The sequence below is a fragment of the Halalkalibacter wakoensis JCM 9140 genome, assembly GCF_000513095.1.
GTDB lineage: Bacteria > Bacillota > Bacilli > Bacillales > Bacillaceae_D > Halalkalibacter > Halalkalibacter wakoensis.
Map to the genome: position 1 here is coordinate 46797 of NZ_BAUT01000018.1, position 19504 is coordinate 66300.

Annotated in this window: 12 protein-coding genes and 2 pseudogenes; all 14 read left to right on the forward strand. The window is 39.5% G+C overall.

Annotation, left to right across the window (positions count from 1 at the left end):
- The first annotated feature begins 37 nt into the window (after positions 1-37).
- A complete protein-coding gene (locus JCM9140_RS09525; RefSeq protein WP_034745360.1) occupies positions 38-1396 on the forward strand; it encodes an aspartate aminotransferase family protein in 1359 nt (452 codons plus the stop codon).
- 157 nt (positions 1397-1553) lie between these two features.
- Entirely contained in the window at positions 1554-2852 is a 1299-nt protein-coding gene (locus tag JCM9140_RS09530; protein WP_034745361.1) for an ATP-binding protein, read from the forward strand.
- A 114-nt stretch (positions 2853-2966) separates the two neighbouring features.
- The gene (locus tag JCM9140_RS09535) at positions 2967-4286 is read left to right on the forward strand and encodes a polysaccharide biosynthesis protein (RefSeq protein ID WP_034745363.1); all 1320 of its coding nucleotides are present in this window, start codon (positions 2967-2969) and stop codon (positions 4284-4286) included.
- 295 nt (positions 4287-4581) lie between these two features.
- A complete protein-coding gene (gene treP / locus JCM9140_RS09540) occupies positions 4582-6015 on the forward strand; it encodes a PTS system trehalose-specific EIIBC component (RefSeq protein ID WP_034745365.1) in 1434 nt (477 codons plus the stop codon).
- Positions 6016-6096: 81 nt separating this feature from the next.
- Positions 6097-6597 (forward strand): PTS sugar transporter subunit IIA, encoded by a 501-nt coding sequence (locus JCM9140_RS09545; RefSeq protein WP_034745367.1) that lies wholly within the window; start codon positions 6097-6099, stop codon positions 6595-6597.
- A gap of 193 nt (positions 6598-6790) precedes the next feature.
- Positions 6791-8470, forward strand: a complete 1680-nt coding sequence (treC, locus tag JCM9140_RS09550; RefSeq protein ID WP_034745369.1) for an alpha,alpha-phosphotrehalase — start codon at positions 6791-6793, stop codon at positions 8468-8470.
- Between the two features lie 28 nt (positions 8471-8498).
- The gene (treR, locus tag JCM9140_RS09555; protein WP_034745371.1) at positions 8499-9215 is read left to right on the forward strand and encodes a trehalose operon repressor; all 717 of its coding nucleotides are present in this window, start codon (positions 8499-8501) and stop codon (positions 9213-9215) included.
- Positions 9216-9291: 76 nt separating this feature from the next.
- The gene (locus tag JCM9140_RS09560) at positions 9292-9771 is read left to right on the forward strand and encodes a glutathione peroxidase (RefSeq protein WP_034745373.1); all 480 of its coding nucleotides are present in this window, start codon (positions 9292-9294) and stop codon (positions 9769-9771) included.
- Between the two features lie 164 nt (positions 9772-9935).
- Positions 9936-10993 (forward strand): annotated as a pseudogene (locus tag JCM9140_RS09565) (nitric oxide synthase oxygenase).
- Positions 10994-11690: 697 nt separating this feature from the next.
- On the forward strand, positions 11691-13598 hold the full coding sequence (locus tag JCM9140_RS09570; protein ID WP_034745375.1) for an ABC-F family ATP-binding cassette domain-containing protein: 1908 nt from the start codon (positions 11691-11693) through the stop codon (positions 13596-13598).
- Between the two features lie 171 nt (positions 13599-13769).
- Positions 13770-14525 (forward strand): DeoR/GlpR family DNA-binding transcription regulator, encoded by a 756-nt coding sequence (locus JCM9140_RS09575; RefSeq protein WP_034745389.1) that lies wholly within the window; start codon positions 13770-13772, stop codon positions 14523-14525.
- Positions 14522-15445 (forward strand): 1-phosphofructokinase, encoded by a 924-nt coding sequence (pfkB, locus tag JCM9140_RS09580; RefSeq protein WP_034745377.1) that lies wholly within the window; start codon positions 14522-14524, stop codon positions 15443-15445. The genes JCM9140_RS09575 and pfkB overlap by 4 nt, the downstream gene beginning before the upstream one ends.
- 3 nt (positions 15446-15448) lie before the next feature.
- Positions 15449-17304, forward strand: a pseudogene (locus JCM9140_RS09585) (PTS fructose transporter subunit IIABC).
- A 92-nt stretch (positions 17305-17396) separates the two neighbouring features.
- Complete coding sequence (locus JCM9140_RS09590) at positions 17397-18869, forward strand: amidase family protein (RefSeq protein WP_034745379.1); 1473 nt, start codon at positions 17397-17399, stop codon at positions 18867-18869.
- The last annotated feature ends 635 nt before the right edge of the window (positions 18870-19504 follow it).

Consider the following 19504-nt stretch of genomic DNA (forward strand, 5'->3'; position numbering starts at 1 on the left):
ATATCAATAAGATATAGAAAGGTAGGGAGGGATCATGATGTCCAAAACAGAGGAAACAACTGCGACTCAAAAGAAAGATGAAGCATTGGTGTGGCACGCGATGAAACCATATAACCCAAACAATACATTAATTGCTCAACAAGCTAAAGGGGTTTGGGTAACGGATGAGGAAGGAAATCGATATTTAGACGCGATGTCAGGGCTTTGGTGTGTAAACATCGGTTATGGGCGTGAAGAATTGGCAGAGGCTGCTTTTGAACAAATGAAAAAACTTGCTTACTTTCCTCTTACACATAGTCATACACCGGCAATTGAACTAGCAGAGAAGCTAAATGAGATGTTAGGTGGCGAGTATGTTTTTTTCTATTCAAACAGTGGCTCGGAGGCAAATGAAGTAGCTTTTAAGATTGCAAGACAATATCATCAACAAAAAGGTGAAACCAATCGATCAAAAATTATATCAAGGTACAGGTCGTATCATGGAAACACACTGGGTGCTTTAGCTGCTACAGGGCAAGCTCAGCGTAAATATAAATATGAGCCTTTTGCATCTGGCTTTTTACATGTGCCACCGCCAGACTCTTATCGTTCTCCTGTAGACTCTTCTAAAGTAGGAAGAGAAAGAGAGGAAGTAAAAGCGATTGAACAGATGATGGTCTGGGAGTTAGAGGAAACCGTTGCTGCCGTTATTATGGAACCGATTATAACGGGTGGAGGTATCTTAATGCCGCCGGAGGACTATTTACAATCCGTACACGACGTTTGCCGAGAAAAAGGAGCGCTACTCATTGTAGATGAAGTTATTTGTGGCTTCGGAAGAACGGGGGAGCCATTTGGATTTATGCATTATGGAGTGAAGCCAGATATCATTACAATGGCAAAAGGAATTACGAGCGCCTATTTACCTTTGTCGGTAACGGCGGTGAAAAAAGAAATCTATGATGCTTTTAAAGGTACGGAAGAATATGAATATTTTAGGCATGTGAATACATTTGGGGGGAATCCAGCTGCATGTGCAGTAGCTCTAAAAAATCTTGAAATCATGAAAAAGGAAGGGTTGTTTACAAGAGCGAAAGTAGTTGGAGAAACCATGCTTGAAATGCTTAACATGAAACTCGCAGAGCATCCAAAAGTGGGAGATATTCGCGGGAAAGGATTGCTGATCGGAATTGAGTTAGTGGAGGACAAAGAAACAAAACAACCAATAGATGTTCAAGTCGTTAATAAAATCATTGGAAGATGTAAAGAAAAAGGGGTCATTATCGGAAAGAATGGTGCAACGGTAGCTGGTTATAATAATGTCTTGACGATCGCACCGCCCCTTATTATTAACGATGAGGAAATGTCTGTTGTGACTCAAGCACTTACCGATTCAATACAAGATATTTTAGCTTAATAGTCTAAATGTTCTACCAGAAATTGGTGGGACATTTTTTGTTTTTCATTTTTTTATACTATTTAAGATATTTTGCAGGATTAGTCATAAAAATGTCGAATAATGGAATTACATAATCGAGTCAAGCAAAGTGACTCAAATGATGGGGAGCCTCTATATGATTGCTGAAAAACTTCTATTGCATGTGTTAGTTGTTTTAATACCAATATTAGTTGTATCACTTCTACTCAATGACCGGAAAGAAAAACAATTAAAGGTTTTTTTGACGGTTCTATTAGGCATTTCTGCTTCCATATGTATGTTTTTTTCTTTTGAGGAACAGGGAATGCATTGGGATTTACGTTATGTTCTAATCATGTTAGCCTTTTTCTATGCTGGACCTAAAGCGGGCTGGTCGATTTGTGGATTGTTGCTTATTTTAAGGACGGTTATTGGTGGAGATCAACTATTTGTAGGGTATGCTGTCATTCTCTCTACATCTATCGTTTATTATTTCCTTGCTAAAAAGTTTAATAGGCTCGATATGAAGTGGGAACGAGTGATGTATGCTATAAAGCTAAGTTTTTATGTAGCTATTATAGAATTAGCATTGTTAACGATTTATTTAGAATTGATTGGAGATCTGCATAAACAGTACGGTCACTTTATCTTTTATATTTTAGTGTTCACTGCTGCCATTGTCATTGCGGTGGGATTTGCTACTTTGCTTTTAGAGCAGTTATTGGAGAAAAAACGAATTGAAGCAGAAATGGAAAAAGCGGCTAAGTTAAATGCAATTAGTGAACTAGCAGCCTCGATTGCTCATGAAGTTCGAAATCCATTGACGGTCGTTAAAGGGTTTTTGCAATTAATGCAAAAAGACGAAACGGGAAAGAAAAAAGAGTACTTTAACATTGCTCTGTGTGAAATGAACCGAGCTGAGGAGATTATCAGTGATTACTTAAATTTTGCTAAACCTCAATTTAAACATGTTCAAGTTGTTGAGGTGAATCAAATCATTAATGAAATTTTTAGCTTTTTATCTCCTTATTCACTGAAGGAAAATGTTGCGTTGTCCATTCATTCATTACCGAAACAAACGTTCATTCACATTGATAAAAATCAGTTAAAGCAAGTGTTAATCAATATCATTAAAAATGCGATCGAAGCGACTCCTGAAAAAGGGGAAGTGACAGTTGAGGTACAAGAGAATGAAACGGTTGTGAGTGTAGTCATTACTGATAATGGTAAAGGGATGACACCAGATCAATTAGCAAAAATAGGAACGCTTTTTTACTCAACAAAAGAAAAGGGCACAGGTCTTGGAACGGTGGTGTCTTTTCGAATCATACAAGAAATGGGCGGTACATTAAGATATGAGAGCAATCTAGATGTTGGAACGAAAGTGACGATCATGCTCCCAATTGCCGAGAGTCATACAGCTCGGTTAGAAGCTGCTTCAGCAGCAATGAAATAAAAGATCTTATTTGTAAACTCAAGACTAAAATGATCTTGGGTTTTTTGTTTTTTCTCACCATATTTTAGCAACTTGTCTCATATAAATTAGGGACAGGATGTGAGGAGAGAAACAATGAATACGTTTTTTAAAAGTGCCGTGTTGTTAATCGTTGTTGCATTTATAGGTGAGTGTATAGAATTTCTAATTAACATGATTTTGGCTAGGGAGTTGGGGGAAGAAGGCCTTGGACTCTATATGTCTATTTTGCCTACCATTCTCTTCATTGTTGTAATTGCAAGCTTAGAATTGCCCATTTCAATCTCTAAGTTTGTAGCGGAGAAAAGTGTTATTTTCCATCGTAGTATGTTGATACATGCTTTGAAATTTGCAACGATTTGTACCGTTGTCTTTTCGTTATTAGCCATATGGCTTCTTCCGATGATCCCGGTATTTGATCGTTATCACCCATTAGTTCCGTGGTTATTTATTTTATTAATCCCAGTTATTGCATTTTCATCCGTGGCTAGAGGGTATTTCATGGGTTCACAGAAGATGGGGAAAATCGCTTTTGCTAATTTCCTTCGTCGTGCGGGTCAATTAGTTTTGTTAGTCGTATTATTTATGTTCACCACTTTTGAAGCAGATGTAGCTTTGTTAGTCGCGTTGTGTACATTAATTGCGAGTGAATTTTTAGTGTTAAGCTTTTTATTTGTAGCCTTTCTCATTCATATGCGTCAATTAAAACGCGAACCAAGAGCGCATTTGTCAGGAAGCAAAGTTCGAAAAACGTTGTTAGAAGTATCGATACCAACAACAGGGCTTCGAATTTTCCATGCGGCTACATTTGCCGTGAAACCATTTTTTATTAAAGAAACGTTAGTCAAAGCTGGAATGGTCGATACACTTGCCATGGTTCAGTATGGAAAGATGGCTGGGGTTGCCTTTACGATCGGCTTTTTTCCGGCATTTATTGCCCATTCCTTGTTAATTGTTTTGATCCCTACAGTGTCAGAGGCGTATGCCAAAAAAGATACAGACAGATTGCAAACTCTTTTGAGAAAGGTGATGCTCGTTACTGCTGCTTATGGAATACCGGCAGCGGCCACTTTCTACTTTTTTGCAGAGCCACTAACGAGTCTCTTCTTTGAAAACTCACCAGCTGTTCGTTACTTGCAGTTGTTAGTCCCGTACTTTTTATTCCATTTTTTTGTGATTCCGATGCAAGCCTATTTAATTGGATTAGGACTTGTAAAAGATGCTTTTATTCATGCACTTTATTCAACGGTCTTTTCATTTGGAATGATGTACGTATTAGGGTCTAATCCAAATTTGCAAATGGACGGAATCATTTTAGGGATGAATATGTCTGCCGTGTTGTTGACATGCTTGCATTATGTCACGATCTGTAAAAAAATAAATGTTAATGTGCTGTTAAGAGAAAACCGTCTGTAAGAGAATATCAATTTTGGTTTGGGGTTATCTCAAAGGTCTTAAATAGACTTTTGAGATAGCCCCTTATTTATGTAATCGAAACTACTTGGTCAGGCACCTCTTTTAATGAATAGAACTTTTGAAACGTCACAAAATAAGTTAATGATTGCAATACTTCGTGTTAAGAGAGCTAGGGCTAAAAAAAATCAAAAAATTAGTGTTGACACACTTGTACATACAAGTTAGAATGAAAACGCAAACAATTAAACTTGTATATACAAATAGTTGTAAGATGCACCTAAAAGGGGGATAAAAAATGAGCAAGTATACGGATGCTGCCAAACAGTTGCTCGAACACGTGGGAGGAAGTGAAAACATTTCTGTTGTTACTCACTGTGCGACAAGAATGCGGTTCGTATTAAACGATCCGAAAAAGGCAGATATTAAAAAAGTAGAAGAGATTGACATTGTGAAAGGAACGTTCACTCAAGCTGGTCAGTTTCAAGTGATCGTTGGAAATGAAGTTGCTTCTTTTTATAATGAATTTACAGCGATAGCTGGAGTTGGTGATACTTCGAAGGATGAAGCAAAGCAAGCAGCAAAACAAAACATGAATATATTACAACGTTTAATCGGACATCTTGCGGATATTTTTACGCCATTAATTCCTGCGCTTGTTGTTGGGGGTCTTATATTAGGTTTTAGAAATGTAATTGGCGAAATTAACATGATGAATGGTGGAACACAGACTCTAGTAGAAGTTTCTCAATTCTGGGCTGGTGTTCACTCGTTTTTATGGTTGATTGGTGAAGCGATATTCCACTTCTTGCCTGTTGGGATTACATGGGCTATCTCAAGAAAAATGGGAACAACGCAAATCCTTGGGATTGTATTAGGGATTACGCTCGTGTCTCCGCAGCTATTAAATGCATACGGTGTACCAGGTTCAGATGCGATTCCAGCTTGGGATTTTGGATTTGCGCAAGTGGATATGATTGGATATCAAGCACAAGTTATTCCAGCTATTTTAGCCGGTTTTGTTCTAGCTTATTTAGAGTTAGGATTACGTAAAGTCATTCCAAGTGTAGTATCCATGATTTTTGTTCCATTCTTTGCTTTAATTCCTGCTGTTTTGGTTGCACATGTTGTGTTAGGACCGATTGGTTGGACGATTGGCTCTTGGATTTCTAATGTTGTTTATTCGGGTTTAACATCAGCATTTGGTTGGTTATTTGCTGCACTATTTGGATTTGTTTATGCGCCACTAGTTATTACAGGGCTGCATCATATGACAAATGCAATAGACTTACAGCTAATGAGTGAATTTGGTGGTACGAATTTATGGCCGATGATTGCTTTATCGAACATTGCACAAGGTTCAGCTGTTGTAGCGATGATTATCTTAAACAGAAGAGATGAAAAAGAGAAGCAAGTGTCTGTACCAGCTGCGATCTCTTGTTATCTCGGTGTTACTGAACCAGCGATGTTTGGGATAAACTTACGATATGTATTCCCGTTCCTTGCAGCTATGGTTGGTTCTGCGTTAGCAGCGATTATCTCCGTTGGAAGTGGAGTAATGGCTAACTCAATCGGTGTTGGTGGGATACCTGGGATCTTGTCCATTCAGGTGCATCACATGCTAGTGTTTGCTGTTTCGATGCTCGTTGCCATTGTTGTTCCAATCATATTAACGATGGTTTTAGCAAAAACTAAGATGGGTATTAACGCATATAAGCGTTTAGGAAAATAAATAAAGTGAAATGAGGCTGTCTAAATACTTCTTGTAAGAGAGGGGAGCGGGCAGCTTTGTTTTCTTAAAGAGGTGTATAGTGTGTTAAAAAGTCTATTTGGGAAAAAAGAACCAGCAGTAGAAACAGTAAGTGCACCATTAACAGGGAAAATTCTTGAACTTTCAGAGGTTCCTGATCCAGTGTTCTCTCAAAAAATGATGGGCGATGGAATGGCCATTGATCCAGTAGAAGGAGAAGTAGTCAGTCCTGTTGATGGAGAAATTGTTCAAGTTTTTCCAACGAAGCATGCTGTAGGGATTAAAACGAAATCAGGTGTAGAGGTTCTAATTCATATTGGTTTAGAGACCGTAAACTTGAATGGGGAAGGTTTTGAGGCTTTCGTTAAAGCGGGTGACAAAGTAAAGCGAGGCGATAAATTAATCGCTTTTGATCTTGATATTATTCGTGAAAAAGCTGCAAGTACGATTACTCCGATCATCGTGACAAACACGGATGAAGTGGTTGAAGCCATGGAGAAAAGCAAAAAACAAGATGCTACAAGAGCAGAAACAGATTTATTAGTCGTAACCGTAAAAAAATAGACAGCAAAAAGCACATCATTTGGTGTGCTTTTTTTGTAAGTTATGGTTGAAATGAAACGAAAAACAAAGTAAAGTTACTTGTATATACAAGTAACAGTTTTTGATTCATTTTGTCAGACTATGATTTATTAGACAAAAGTGAAGATACTAAACAAGAGAAGATACTACTGGCATGTAAGGAAGGTGTTTTGAAATGAACGAATGGTGGAGAATGTCTGTTGTTTATCAGATCTACCCAAAGAGTTTCAATGATACAACAGGAAATGGAATAGGTGACTTACAAGGAATCATCGAGAAGCTAGATTACTTAAAAGAGCTAGGGGTGGATGTTCTGTGGCTAACACCGGTATACGCATCTCCTCAAAAAGATAATGGATATGATATTTCCGATTATTATTCGATCCATGAAGAATACGGGACGATGAATGATTTTGATCAATTGCTTGAAGAAACTCACTCTCGTGGTATGAAACTTATTATGGACTTGGTTGTGAACCATACTTCAACAGAGCATGAGTGGTTTAAGCAATCACAGCAATCAAAAGATAATCCGTATCGTGACTTTTATATTTGGAAAGATCCTGTAGATGGAGAAGAACCAACGAACTGGCAATCGAAATTTGGTGGGAATGCATGGAAGTATGATGAAAAAACAGGTCAATACTACTTGCATCTATTTGATGTAACACAAGCAGATCTCAATTGGGAAAATGAAACGTTACGCAAGCATGTTTATGACATGATGCACTTCTGGTTTGAAAAGGGAATTGATGGTTTCCGGCTTGATGTGATCAACTTAATTTCAAAGGATCAATCATTCCCAAATGATGATGGCAGTGTTGCTCCGGGGGACGGACGTAAATTTTATACAGATGGCCCAAGAGTCCATGAATTTTTGAAGGAAATGAATCAAGAGGTGCTATCGAAATACGATAGTATGACAGTCGGAGAAATGTCATCAACATCTATTGAGCATTGCATCCAGTATACGAATCCAAAGAGTAACGAATTAAGCATGACCTTTAATTTTCACCATTTGAAGGTTGACTATCCGAATGGAGAGAAATGGGCAATTGGTGAATTTGATTTCCAAGCTTTAAAGCAAATTCTAACCAAGTGGCAAGTGGAAATGAGTAAAGGGGGAGGGTGGAATGCGTTATTCTGGTGCAACCATGATCAACCGCGAGTCGTAACACGCTACGGAAATGATACAACCTACCATAAAGAGTCAGCAAAAATGCTAGCAACCACGATTCACCTTATGCAAGGAACACCGTATATTTACCAAGGTGAAGAATTTGGGATGACGGACCCTGGTTTTGAGTCAATTGAAGACTACCGCGATGTTGAAACGCTAAATTATTATCACATTATGAAGGAAAAAGGAATGGAAGATAACGAGATCATGGAGATCATCAAACGAAAATCTCGTGATAATTCCCGTACTCCTGTTCAGTGGAACGATGAAGCAAATGCTGGGTTCACCACTGGTACGCCTTGGATTCCGGTAGCGGCTAACTATACAGAAATCAATGCAAAACAAGCTGTAGCTGATCCATCATCTGTATTTTATCACTATAAAAAGTTGATACAACTTAGAAAAGAGTATGCTCTGTTTACGGAAGGAACGTATCGTCTACTTGTAGAGGATGATAAAAAGCTTTTTGTATATGAGCGTGTCAATGGCGATGAAAAAGCATTAGTCATTAATAATTTTTACGGGGAAGAAGCGACGTTTGCTGTGCCAGATGAGTGGAAAAAGGATTTAGCTGATAGTAAGGTTCTTTTAGCGAACTATGACGAGGCAAATAAGGTAATAGAAAATGAAATTAAGCTACGTCCTTATGAGTCACTCGTTTATTACAGCAAGTAATCGTGGTACACTTTAGCTGGGTGGTATGATGAATAAAAGCAAATTTCAAATCATTTATGATGAGTTAGCACAACAAATTCAAGATGGAATATTACAAGCTTCTGAGCTGCTTCCTTCTGAAAACGAACTAGCTGTGACGTATGAAGCATCTAGAGAAACGATTCGCAAAGCATTAAAATTGCTCTCAGAACATGGGTATATTCAAAAAATGCAAGGAAAAGGTTCTGTTGTTCTGGATGTGAAGAAAATAAATTTTCCAATATCAGGGTTAGTTAGTTTTCATGAATTGGCAAATAAAATGGGAAAAAGGGCAAGAACAGACGTGATTCAACTAACCGAACAACAAATGAGTTCACATCTTTTAGACCATTTTCAATTAAAAGAACAGGAACTGATTTGGGAAGTAAAGCGTGTACGTGAAATTGATCATGAAAAAATCATTTTGGATAAAGATTATCTTTTATCGTCCGTGATTCCCGGATTAACCCGAGAAATTTGTGAGCACTCCATTTACGAATATATTGAACAGGAGTTAGGGTTGACGATCAGTTTTGCCAAAAAAGAAATAACCGTTGAACCGCCAACTAATGAAGATCGTGATCTCCTGGACCTTAAAGGGTACGATACGATCGTGGTAGTCAAAAGTCATGTGTATCTTGAAGATACAACATTGTTTCAGTATACCGAATCAAGACACCGTCCAGATAAGTTTCGGTTTGTCGATTTTGCCAGACGGATGAAATAACACAGAAAGAGCATTTTTGTAGTGCTTTTCTATTCGCTTCAGTATACTAGCTGTAATGAAGGGATGGTGTGTTTTAATGAGTGTACATGATTTTACGGTTTCAAAGCCAAATGGCGAAGAAGTAAGTCTTGAGTTGTATAAAGGAAAAGTTGTGCTTATTGTCAATACAGCCACAAAGTGTGGTCTTGCTCCGCAGTTTAAAGGGCTAGAAGAATTGTATCAGCGTTATCATGAGGAACAGTTCGTTGTCCTAGGATTTCCTTGTAATCAATTTATGAATCAAGAGCCTGTTACGGATCAACAAATGGAGGAGACATGTCAGATCAATTTTGGTGTAACATTCCCTTTATTTGCTAAAGTGAACGTGAATGGAAGTCATGCACATCCTCTATTTCAATATTTAAAGAAAGAGAAAAAAGGTGTTTTAAGTTCAGAAATAAAATGGAACTTCACAAAATTCTTAATCGACCGTAATGGGAATGTAGTAGAGCGATACGCACCGACGGTTTCACCGGAAAAAATAGAAGATGATATCAAAGAGCTTCTCTCTAAGTAGGCATGTTGTTATAGACAACATGTCTTTTTTTTGAAAAAGTAGCCGTAATAGTTGGTAAAATAAGCGATCTCGCCTACACTAAGAACAGAGCGCACAGAAAAGGTTGATTTTCACCTTTTTCAATGCTCTTGAAGGAACAAGGACTATCGAATGAGGTGTTTGGTATGTTAGAACTTGAAGCGAAAACGTTTTTGCAAACGCGCTATCAAGAATTAGGAAAAAGTAGCGACGAATATGAAAAACGCTTAGATGAAGTATACGAAGAAATCAAAGCAACAGGTACATATATTCATACATATGAAGAACTAGCTCATGGGGCACGGATGGCTTGGAGAAACAGCAATCGCTGTATTGGTCGGTTATTTTGGGAATCGATGCATGTGCTCGATGAGAGATCTCTCACAACAGAAGAAGAGATCGCGGATGCTCTGTTTTTCATCTCCAATATGGGACAAATCAAGGGAAAATCATTCCGACCATTACGGTTTTTAAGTCAGGTTTTGTACGAATACTAAATCATCAATTGGTAAGGTATGCTGGCTATGAAACGGAAGATGGAGTCATTGGAGATCCGGATTCCATTCATTTTACGCAGTTTTGTGAGTCTCTTGGTTGGAAAGGGGATAGAACCCCTTATGATGTATTGCCATTAGTCATCCAAATAAAAGAACAAAAGCCAAAACTGTTTGAAATTCCAAAAGAGTACGTGTTAGAAGTGGACATTCACCATCCGACAGAAGAGGAACTTTCCTCTCTGCAAATGCGGTGGTACGGTGTTCCTTTTATTTCTGATATGAAATTAGAAGTTGGAGGTATTACCTATGAAGCGGCTCCATTTAATGGCTGGTACATGGGGACGGAAATTGGAGCTCGGGACTTAGCTGATCAAAAACGATACAACATGCTTCCAAAGATTGCTTCTCTACTCGGATATGATACAACGAGAGATTCAACATTATGGAAAGACCGTGCGCTCGTTGAATTAAACGCAGCTGTGCTTCATTCGTTTAAAAAAGCAGGAGTGAGCATTGTTGACCATCATACGGCTGCAAAGCAATTTAAACAGTTTGAAGAAAGAGAAAAAGGACAAGGAAGAAAACTAACAGGCACATGGTCCTGGCTAATTCCCCCGATGTCCTCTGCCGCAACGCATATCTTTCATAAAGATTATGAAGATGAAATTATGAAGCCGAATTATTTTTATCAGGAAAGAGGTTATTAGCTTTTTTGTAAGTGTATAGAGGAGGTGTTCCGAGTCTCATGATTTTGGAGCACTTTCTTTTTTGTTTTCGTCACATATTCACCGGGTAACCAGCCGCAGGGGAATGACACTCCGCTTTCCGCGGGTGCCCGGTGAGCCTCCTCGGCTGTCGCCTGCGGGGTCTCACACGTGGGTCACTGCTCCCGCAGGAGTCTCCGTGTCATTCCCCTGCTAGTATCAGCTTTTCAAACTCTCAAGCAAAAAACCAACTAAAATGAGCTTTTGTATGTGTGAGTGTGGCAACAACGATGATACCTTTATTCGTTTTAAGATTGTTAGAGTAGGTAATTTCTATCGTTCCTCTCAACAAAGCGGACGGGATGGGGAGGCCGACTCCTGCAGGAGGGAAGGGCAGGTTGAAATCCACCGGCGGAGCCGGTTAGTTCAACGCCCGCCTGCGGAAAGCGTGCCCCCCATCCCGGGAGCGAGGGCAAAGCTCCCTTTCAAGTCCAAAGTAAACGAGCACTTTTTCAGTGGCCTCAGGTAGAGGCTCGACACCTCCCCGAGGAAAGCGAGTGCTGCAGCGCAATGGAACGAACATAGAAAGGGGTAACCGCTAAATCCCAACAACGTATTCAAAAACGTCGCAAGTAGATGCAAGACAAGGAATGTTACGCTAAAATAGGAACATAAGTAAAACACAAAGGGCGGAAAAAAGATGAGTATGCTACAAGTAGAAGGACTAACGAAAACGTATGGAGACAAAACATTATTTGATCACTTGTCATTTACAATCGGTGAAAAAGAACGAATTGGTCTTATTGGTGTAAATGGAACAGGAAAATCAACTCTTTTAAAAATCCTAGCTGGAATTGAATCAGCCGATAAAGGTGAGCAAATACATGCGAATGATTTTCAAATCGAATATTTGCCACAACAACCAGAGTTACAAGACGACCTCACTGTAATGGAACAAATTTATTATGGTGAATCAAAAGTAATGTCAACGATGCGAGCGTACGAACAGAGTTTATTATTATTTGAAAAAAATCCAGAAAGCAGTGAATCTCAGAAACAATATATGAAATGGCAGCAAAAAATGGATGAACTTGATGCGTGGGAAGCTAACACAGTAGCCAAAACGATTCTTTCAAGACTTGGAATTACGAATTTTGAGGCAAAAATCAAGCAATTATCCGGTGGTCAGAAAAAACGTGTTGCCATCGCGAAGGCATTGATTCAACCAGCAGATTTGCTGCTCTTAGATGAGCCGACGAACCACCTTGATCATGAAACCATTGAGTGGCTCGAGACATTTCTCTCTAATTACAAAGGCTCGATCTTGCTGATCACACATGATCGTTATTTTTTAAATCGAGTAACGAACCATATGTATGAGTTAGATCAAGGAAGGCTTTTTAAATATGTTGGAAATTATGCGACGTTTCTTGAGAAAAAAGCAGAAAGAGAACAACAAGAGGCACAAAGGGATCAAAAACGTGCGAACATTTTGCGCCGGGAGATCGCTTGGTTACAACGCGGAGCAAAAGCAAGAACGACGAAACAAAAAGCTCGAATTCAAAGAGTGGAAGCATTAAAAGAGGAAGAAAGTTTTTCTAGCCGGGGCGAATTTGATTTTGCGATTGGGTCAAAGCGGTTAGGAAAGCAGGTAATTGAGCTTGAACGCGTGACGAAGGAGTTCGACGATCGGCCGTTGATTAAGTCGCTTGATTATCTAATTGTAAAAGGAGAACGCCTCGGGATTGTAGGTCCTAACGGAAGTGGAAAGACGACGTTGCTGAACATGTTAGCAGGCCGCATCGCACCAGACCAAGGGGAAATTACAACAGGTGAAACCGTCCAAATTGGTTATTATACACAAGAAGATGAAGAAATAGATGGCGACTTGCGAATGATTGACTATATCAAAGAAGTCGCAGAAGTCGTTTATACAGTAGACGGACAAGTGATTACAGCTGAGCAAATGTTAGAGCGATTCCTCTTTCCGAGATCTACGCAATATACGTATATTCGCCGACTGTCAGGTGGAGAACGAAGACGGTTATACTTGTTAAAAGTGTTAATGACAGAACCGAATGTTTTGTTTTTAGATGAGCCGACAAATGACTTGGATACGGAGACTCTATCGGTTTTAGAGGATTATTTGGACCAATTTCCAGGCGTCGTGATTACGGTCTCTCATGATCGTTATTTCTTAGATCGTGTTGTCGATCATCTTCTTGTATTTGAAGGTGATGGAATCGTATCTAGATTTCAAGGGCACTATACCGATTATTTAACAGAAAAACAGAGTAAATGGGAAAATGAAAAAGCAATAGGGAAAGAAGAGGTGCGCCAGAAGGAACTAGCTAAAAAAGAACCTCGGAAAAAGCTTTCCTATAAAGACCAGCAAGAATGGAATCAAATTGAAGATAAAATTACGAACCTTGAAGAGAAAATCGAAACGGTTGAGAAGGACATTGCGGCTGCTGGTAGTGACTATGGGGTTATACAAGAGAAAATGAAAGAGAAGGAAAAGCTCGAGCAACAGTTAGAAGAAACCATTGAACGGTGGACCGAGTTATCGATGTTGGTTGAAGAAATTGAAAGTGGACAGAAATCATAGTGAACTAGAAAAGCCCAGCAGACGTTGGGCTTTTTAGCATATCTATTTTTTGAAGGGTTATCCTAAAAAATGGATAGCGCTTACTTTTTTTTGTGACGATTGATTGAATTTGATTGAATTTGATCGAATTTGAATGTATACTATGATTGTAAATAAGGTGAGGTGATGAAAGTGCTCACGTTGGAACGACATCAAATGATCCTCTCTCTATTAAAAGAAAGAGGTACTGTTAAAATTCAAGAGTTTGTAGATGAAACCAATGCCTCTGAATCAACGATAAGAAGAGATCTGACTGAACTAGAACAAGCGAAGAAATTAAAGCGTATTCATGGTGGTGCAACACTTTTTCAAAAGAAATTAGATGAGCCAACAGTCGAAGAAAAAACAATCAAAAACAGTCATGAAAAGAGAAAGATTGCTGAATTGGCTGCATCGTTTGTAGAAGAGGGAGATTGTGTTTTTCTTGACGCAGGAACAAGCACAGTTGAAATGATTCCCTTTTTGAAAGACAAAGATATTGTGGTCGTGACAAATGGTTTAACGAACATCTCGTTGCTTATTGATTCCAGAATTGAAACCCATGTGGTTGGGGGATACGTGAAGTCTGGTACACGAGCCTTTGTTGGGCGTTCTGCAATCCAAACCATTGAATCGTTTCGATTTGACAAGGCTTTCATTGGAGTAAATGGCATAAGCCTTCATGATGGCTATACAACTCCTGATCCAGAAGAGGCTTTTATAAAAGAGAATGCTATGAAGCGATCTCGTCAAACCTATGTATTGACCGATCATTCAAAGTTTGGGGAAGTTTCGTTTAGTAAATTTGCAAACGTGGAAGACGCCATGATTGTAACAAGCACGTTACTAGATGAGGAGTACATGCGCGATTTTCGGAAAAAGACAACAATAGAGGTGGCTTCATTATGATTTATACCGTTACATTAAATCCCGCACTTGATTACTTTGTTCAACTAGAACAATGGAATGAAGGAGGGGTGAACCGTTCAACTTATGATCACAAAGCTCCAGGTGGAAAAGGCATTAACGTATCAAGGGTATTAAAGAGACTTGGGCATGAAAGTGAAGCACTTGGATTCATTGGCGGATTTACAGGTCATTATGTAAAAGAAGTTATTGAACAAGAGCAGGTAAGTACAAGGTTTATTCAAGTGAACGGAGATACAAGAATAAACGTCAAAATAAAAAGTGACACAGAATCAGAGATAAATGGTGCTTCTCCTGAAATTACAGAGGAACATATTGAACAATTGAAACAGCAATTAGAGCTATTAAATGAAGGTGATGTGTTAGTTCTTGCTGGAAGTGTGCCGGCAACGATTCCAGCTGACATTTATGAAGTTCTTTGTACAGAAGCACGAAAAAAGAAAGCAGACGTATTTGTAGATTCAAGTGGCGAACCGATGAATAAGGTGCTTAAGCACAAGCCAACTTTTATTAAACCAAATCATCATGAGCTTGGCGATTTGTTTCAAGTTAAGTTAAAAACACCTGATGATGCGGTTCCTTATGTACGTGAGTTACTGGCAAAAGGCATTACGTATGTGTTGGTTTCCTTTGCTGGGGATGGTGCTATTTTAGGTACAACTGACAAGATCTTATTTGCGAATACACCAAAGGGAGTTGTGCAAAATTCAGTAGGAGCAGGAGATTCTGTTGTAGCTGGATTTATCGCAGCAAAAGCTGAACAAATGGATCTCGAACAGTCCTTTAAGTTTGCTGTAGCGACTGGAAGTGCTACTGCATTCTCTAAAGGATTTGCAACAAGAGAAGACGTGGAAGCGTTAATGAAAGAGATAAATATTGTAGTAATGGAAAGGGATGAGTAGAACATGAGAATTTCAGATCTTTTGAAAAAAGATACAATTGTTCTAAATATGAAAGCAACAGATAAGTCATCTGCAATTGATGAGCTTGTTGGCAAATTAGACCGAGCAGGAAAACTAGCGGATGCAACAGAGTATAAAAAGGCGATTCTTGCAAGGGAGGAGCAAAGTACAACGGGCTTGGGCGATGGAATTGCGATTCCTCATGCGAAAAGTGAAGCCGTTAAAACACCTGCAATTGCGTTCGGACGTTCAGAAGGTGGATTGGATTATGAAGCGCTTGATGGGCAACCAACCATTTGTTCTTTATGATTGCAGCATCAGCTGGAGCGAACGAAGCGCATCTTGCTACACTATCTAGACTGTCTACATTCTTAATGGATGAATCTTTCCGTACATCTTTATTAGAGGCGAAAACAGAAGCAGATATCGTAGCAGCTATTGATCGTAAAGAGGAAGAGCATAAAGCGAAAGAAGAAGCTGAAAGCGCACCTGCTACAAAAGGTGGCTATGACATTTTAGCTGTAACAGGTTGTCCAACTGGAATTGCTCATACATTCATGGCAGCTGATGCATTGAAAGACGAAGCTAGAAAACAAGGATTGTCCATAAAAGTTGAAACAAATGGTTCTGGTGGGGTGAAAGACCAATTAACACCAGAAGAAATTGAAAATGCAAAAGCCATTATTGTAACGGCAAGTACGAAGATTAATATGGATCGTTTTGCTGGTAAAAAAGTCCATGAAGGCCCAGTAACAGATGGCATTCGTCGTACAAAAGAGCTGATTGAAAAAGCCAAAACTGGAGATTTTCCAGTTTATAAAGGGTCTGGAGACTCAAGTAATCAAGGAAATGAAGAAAAAGGAAAAGCAGGCGGAGGCTTTTATAAGCACTTAATGAACGGTGTTTCCAACATGCTTCCATTTGTTGTCGGTGGGGGTATTCTCATCGCGCTTTCCTTCTTAATTGATATCGATCTTGATAATCAATTTGCTCAAATGCTTATGGATATTGGTGGCGGTAGTGCCTTTGCTTTAATGATTCCTGTTTTAGCTGCCTTTATTGCGATGAGTATTGCAGATCGTCCTGGTTTTGCTGCAGGTATGGTCGGTGGTTTGATTGCGGTAAATGGTGATGCTGGTTTCTTAGGTGGTTTGATTGCCGGTTTCCTAGGTGGTTACATTGCGTTATTAGTTAAAAAATTATTGGCTGGATTGCCGCAGTCTTTAAGCGGAATTACAACCATTCTGTTCTACCCTGTCTTGAACATTTTCTTCACAGGTATGATTATGTTGCTTTTAGTAACCCCACTTAGCGCTATTAACCGTGGTCTTGAAGGCTGGTTAGGCGGTATGGGTACAACAAACATGGTATTACTAGGTATTATCCTTGGTGGAATGATGGCGATTGACATGGGAGGTCCTATTAACAAAGCGGCCTTTACATTTGGTATTGCGATGATTGATGCAGGGAACTTTGGTCCACATGCAGCTGTTATGGCTGGTGGAATGGTACCTCCATTAGGAATTGCCTTAGCAACAACGTTCTTTAAGAATAAATTCACGAAGCAAGAGCAAGAAGCTGGAAAGACAAATTACATTTTAGGAGCTTCCTTTATTACAGAAGGGGCGATCCCGTTTGCAGCCGCTGATCCTGGTCGAGTGATTCCTGCTTGTATTGCAGGTGCAGCTGTGGCAGGTGGTCTTACGGCAGTATTCGGAATTGGCTTGCCGGCTCCGCATGGTGGGATCTTCGTTATCGCCTTAGTATCAGGTGGTTGGTTCATGTATCTTTTAGCGATCTTAGCTGGAGCGATTGTGACGATGGCTATACTAGGGCTTTGGAAAAAGAAAACCGTATAAGGAAGTGAGAGGGAGATCAAGTGGTCTCCCTCTTTTCTTTATGAGCCGTGATTTCGTATAATACAAATAGATTGTATAGAAAGAGGGTTTATATGGTGAATCCAAAATTAAGAGAAATCGAAAGTGACTGGTTTTTACAAGCGGATATAGATGATCTTCAAGAAAAATTAGAAAATGGTGAAGTAACATCAAAGGAACTTGTCTTGCTTTATTTAGAGCGAATTGCCAAGATTGATCAATCTGGACCAACGTTAAATTCTGTTGTTGAAGTAAATCCAGATGCCTTACATATGGCAGAGGTTTTGGATCAAGAACGAAAAACAGGAAAGGGTAGAGGTCATCTTCACGGCATTCCCATATTATTAAAAGATAATATTGATACAAAAGATAAGCTTCATACGAGCGCTGGGTCCTTAGCGTTAGCGAACCATTATGCAAGTGAAGATGCCTTCTTGGTTCGTCAGTTACGAAAAGCGGGAGCGATTATTTTAGGAAAAACCAATATGTCTGAGTGGGCTTATTTCATGTCGACGGAGAATATGCCAAGTGGTTACAGTTCTAGAGGAGGACAAGTGAAGAATCCTTATGGAGTTGGGAAGTTTGAGATTGGAGGATCAAGCTCAGGATCTGGTGCAGCAATTGCCGCTCATTTAGCTTCTGCAGCGATTGGCACAGAAACATCTGGATCGATTTTAAGTCCTTCTAGTCAAAATAGTTTGGTGGGTATTAAGCCAACAGTTGGTCTAGTTAGCCGCCACGGGATTATCCCGATCTCCCACACTCAAGACACAGCAGGCCCGATGACGCGTTCGGTCAAGGATGCGGCCTATGTACTAGCTGCTATCATGGGAGAAGATGAGCACGATATCGTGACGAAAAAGAATCCATTGACACAAGAAATGATTTTAAACGCGCTTGAAGATCCTTCTTTAGAAGGAGTGCGTATGGGTGTTGTAAGAGAACCATATTTTCAAGACTTACCAGAAGAGAAGGGAACAATTTTAAACAACGCGATACAGAAATTTCAAGAAAATGGTGCAACCATTATTGAGGATGCAACTATACCATCAGTAAAAGAGAACTTTACCATTGATGTGTTGGTATACGAATTTAAAGCAAACCTTAATGCGTATTTGCAAGGAGTAAGCCCAAATCTCCCAGTCCATACTCTTAATGATGTTATTCGCTTTAACCAAGAAGACCCCGAGCGTAGGCTGAAATATGGACAGTCATTGTTAACCAAGTCGGAACAAACAAGCGGGACATTGACAGAGGCTGCCTATTTAGAAGCGCTTCAATTTGATCAATATCATTCTAAAGAGAATGGCATTGATGCTGCTCTAGCACAACATGATTTGGACTTGCTTATTTTCCCTAACAATCTTGGAGCCGGTATCCCAGCCAAAGCGGGTTATCCTTCGATTACGGTGCCTGCCGGTTATACAGAAGAGGGAGAACCAGTGGGAATTACATTTACGAGTAAAGCTTTCACAGAACATAAGCTCATTAAAGTTGCTGCAGCGTTTGAGAAAATAGAAAAGGTAAGAGTGAATCCGAGCTTTTAATAAACCTTCAGCCTGTCGTCAGAGTCTCGCAAAGTGGGACAGTCGACAGGCTATTGTCATTTAAAGAGAGTAGCCTTGAAAAGCAGCTTGGAACTCGCTCCCGGGATGGGGGCACGCACCTGCAGGAGTCGGCCCCGATCCCGTCCGCTTTGATGAGAGGGAGAATAGAAATTTTCTTCTCTTCAACGATCAACAGAAAATAGAAGAAACAACGTAAAAAGCCCTTTAATTCTTTTCAAATTCCTTTTAACTACAGTATGAATGTTAATTTTTATCAACCATACAGTCATTTTATTTCTTGAAGAAACCATTATGCTAAGTCCTTTTATAGGAATTTATAGTAAAAGTATCATCGTTAATGCCACACATACAAAAGTTCGTTAAAAAGAAATTTTACAATACAAAATCTAAAATGTTCGAAAATCCGTTTATCAGATTAACAAGGTAGTTAGTTTCGCAAAAGAAAGTCACTATTCAAAGGTATGCTCTTAGTGTAATGAAGCGGAAGCCGCTCGACTCCTGCGGGAAATAGAGGTAGAGGCGAGACACCTCCCTGCGGAAAGCGAGTGGCTGCAGCGCAATGGAACGTATCACCTTTCATTCCAACCTAAATACAAAAGCATAAGAAAACACCC